Below are 2,823 nucleotides of genomic sequence, written 5' to 3'. Positions count from 1 at the left end.
CGGCCGTCGCGGCGGCGCTCGCGACGGCGGTGTTCGCCGGGGTCGGGCTGGCCGTCGACCGCTTCGACGCCGCGCACCCCGCGCCCACCCACCTGATGTACGCCCTCGACGCCGGTACCGGCCAGGCCCGCTGGCTCAGTCACGAGGCGTCACCGCAGCCCTGGACCGACGCCTACGTCGACTCCCGGGTCTCCGTCGCCGACGAGTTCCCCGGCATCGGCGACGAGGACCTGCTCTCCGGGCCCGCCCCCGTCGCTTCCCTGGCTGCACCGAAGCTGGACGTGCTCGCCGACACGACGGCGGGCGCGGAGCGCACCCTGCGGCTGCGGCTCACCCCGCAGCGCCCGGTGCGGCTGGCGACCCTGCACGTCGACACCGGCACCGCGACCGTGCTGCGCGCCGAGGTGGCCGGCCGGTCCGTGCCGGTGGAGCCCCGCGAGGGTCGCTGGGGCTTCGGGGTGGTGTTCCACGCCCCGCCCGGCGAGGGCATCGAGGTGACGCTCACGCTCACGCCGAAGGCGGGTCAGGTGGGCATCCGGGTGATGGACGCCAGCGACGGCCTGGACGGGCTGCCCGGCTTCCGCCCCCGCCCGCCCGACGTGGGCGTGGTCGGCTCCCACAGCTCAGAAATGCTGGCAGTAGCCCGCACCTACCCCCTGTAACCCACACCCCGCCCCACACCCCGCCCCCCGCTCCCCGCTCCCCGCTCCCCGCTCCCCGCGATCTTGCACTTTGTGCCTCGACAAAAGGGGCGAAGGGCGCAGATCGGGGACCGAAAGCGCAAGATCGTGGGGGTGGGGGTGGGGGTGGGGGTGGGGGTGGGGGTGGGGGTGGGGGTGGGGGGTCTTACTTCCAGCGGAAGTGGACGAAGAGGCGGCCGAAGTTCTTCGAGTCCTTTTCGACGCGGTGGTAGAGCTGCTTGACGTCCTTCTGGTCGAGGAACCGCAGCACCCGCTTCTTGAGCTGGCCGGACCCCTTGCCGGGGATGATCTCGACGAGGGTGGCCTTCTTCGCCACCGCCTCGTCCATGATCCCGCGCAGCGCACGGTCGATGTCCTGGCCCTTGTTGAAGATCTCGTGCAGGTCGAGCTTGAGCTTCACGCCGTACCCACCTCCGGCCCCATCGTACGAAGGGGCGGGGACGCGTCACCACGTCCCCGCCCCTCGCACGGTCAGCGACCTGCGCCGACCCGGCCCTCCACCCGGCGCAGCGCCGTGGTGTAGTCGTCGTTGTGGCTGTGCATGGCCGCCGCGATACGCAGGTGGCGCAGCGCGTCGGCGTGCCGGTTCAGCCGCTCCAGCGTCCGGCCCAGCACGTGGTGGGCGTAGTGGTCGCTGGGGTCGCGGTCGACCAGCTCGCGGAGCTGCTCCTCGGCCCGGTTGAGCTGGGCCGACTGGAAGTACGCGCGGGCCAGCAGCTGCCGCACCGACGCGTTGGCCGGCTCGGCCTCGACGATCGGCTCGAGCAGCCGGGCCGCCCCGGTCGGGTCACCGGCCTCGAAGAACATGGTCGCTCGCCGGTACTCGGCCAGAAGATCCATTCGACCCACCCCCTCGTGTCACGCCGTCACTCCCCCGACGCTGGCACAACACCGGCCGTACCGCGACTGTTCCCCGGGCCGGGGTTGCCCGTCAGACGGGCCGGGCGGCGGCCAGGTCCCAGGCGCGTACGCCGCCGACGATTCCGGCCGTGTTCGGCACCACCACCACGTCGTCGCCCATCCGGGCCAGCTGTTCGGGCCGGATCAGCCGGGAGTTGCCCCCACCGAGGTACAGCCGGTCCCAGCGGAACACCGGGCGCAGTCCCTCCACCACCTGTCGGATCCGCCGGGACCAGAACGCGTCGCCGAGGCGGCGCCGCTCGGGCTCACCGACGTACGTGTCGTAGGTGGTGCCCCACCGCACCGGGGCGTGCGACAGCTCCAGGTGCGGGGCGAGGACCCCGCCGTCGAAGAGCGCGCTGCCCAGCCCCGTGCCGAGGGTCAGGACCAGCTCGCAGCCGGTCCCGGCGACCACCCCGGCGCCGTGCACCTCGGCGTCGTTGAGCACCAGCGCCGGGACACCGAACGCGTCGGCGAGGGCGGTGCGGGCGTCGAACCCCGACCACTGGGCCACCAGATCGGCGTCGACCTTCGTCCGAGGGCCGGAACGGGTGACGTAGTGCGGGGTGGCCACCACCACACCGTGCCGGATCATGCCGGGCAGGCCGACCGTCAGGCGGTCCGCCGCCGGCAGCCGGCCACCCAGGTCCAGCAGCGTCTTGACGAAGAGGTCGGGCGGGAGCGGGTACGGCGTGGGCACCCGCAACGGGCGGGCCCGCATCGTCCCCGCGGCGTCGAGGACCGACGCCTTGATCCCACCGCCCCCGCAGTCGATCGCCAGAGTGGTCACCACCCGAGTGAGTCTGCCTCGTGTTCCCGCCGCTGGCCCGCCGGACCCCGGTGTTAGGAAGGGGCCCTTTTACAACCCCAGGCGTTAACGGGGGCCCCTTCCTTCGCCGGATAGGGTCGGCGGCGATGAGTGGGACGTTGGTGGTCAAGGGGCTCGCCGCCGGGCACGGGGATCGCGCGCTGTTCAGCGGGCTGGACCTGGTGGTCGCGCCGGGCGATGTGGTCGGGCTGGTCGGGCCGAACGGGGCCGGGAAGTCGACGCTGCTGCGTACGCTCGCGGGGCTGGCACCGGTCGAGGCCGGCGGTGTCACGCTCAGCCCGCCCACCGCGAGCGTCGGGCACCTGCCCCAGGAACCGGAGCGGCGGCCCGGCGAGACAATCCCCCCATGGCTACGGTCACGAACAGCAAGGCGTCCCGGATCTACCCGGGCAC

General features: G+C 73.2%; 4 protein-coding genes and 1 pseudogene. 2 read left to right on the top strand and 3 right to left on the bottom strand.

The annotated features are described in order from the left end of the window. Positions 1-662 (top strand): annotated as a pseudogene (locus AB0I76_RS26865) (peptidase); the annotation flags it as partial. Positions 663-846: 184 nt separating this feature from the next. Here the strand turns inward: AB0I76_RS26865 and AB0I76_RS26860 are convergent. From AB0I76_RS26860 to AB0I76_RS26850, 3 genes are all read right to left on the bottom strand, one after another. Next, positions 847-1,101, bottom strand: a complete 255-nt coding sequence (locus AB0I76_RS26860; protein WP_007465523.1) for a Smr/MutS family protein — start codon at positions 1,099-1,101, stop codon at positions 847-849. Between the two features lie 71 nt (positions 1,102-1,172). Next, complete coding sequence (locus AB0I76_RS26855; RefSeq protein WP_357041002.1) at positions 1,173-1,541, bottom strand: tetratricopeptide repeat protein; 369 nt, start codon at positions 1,539-1,541, stop codon at positions 1,173-1,175. A gap of 91 nt (positions 1,542-1,632) precedes the next feature. Then, positions 1,633-2,394, bottom strand: coding sequence for an ROK family protein (locus tag AB0I76_RS26850; protein WP_357040999.1), 762 nt, complete (start codon positions 2,392-2,394; stop codon positions 1,633-1,635). A 122-nt stretch (positions 2,395-2,516) separates the two neighbouring features. Here AB0I76_RS26850 and AB0I76_RS26845 point away from each other — a divergent pair. Continuing rightward, positions 2,517-2,823, top strand: a 307-nt coding sequence (locus AB0I76_RS26845; RefSeq protein WP_357040997.1) for an ATP-binding cassette domain-containing protein, incomplete at its 3' end; no start/stop codon positions are given.

It is taken from the genome of Micromonospora sp. NPDC049799, assembly GCF_040656655.1.
In the GTDB taxonomy this organism is placed as follows: Bacteria; Actinomycetota; Actinomycetes; order Mycobacteriales; family Micromonosporaceae; genus Micromonospora.
The sequence above is the reverse complement of the archived record's forward strand: the minus strand, read 5'-3'. Positions and strand labels throughout refer to the sequence as shown.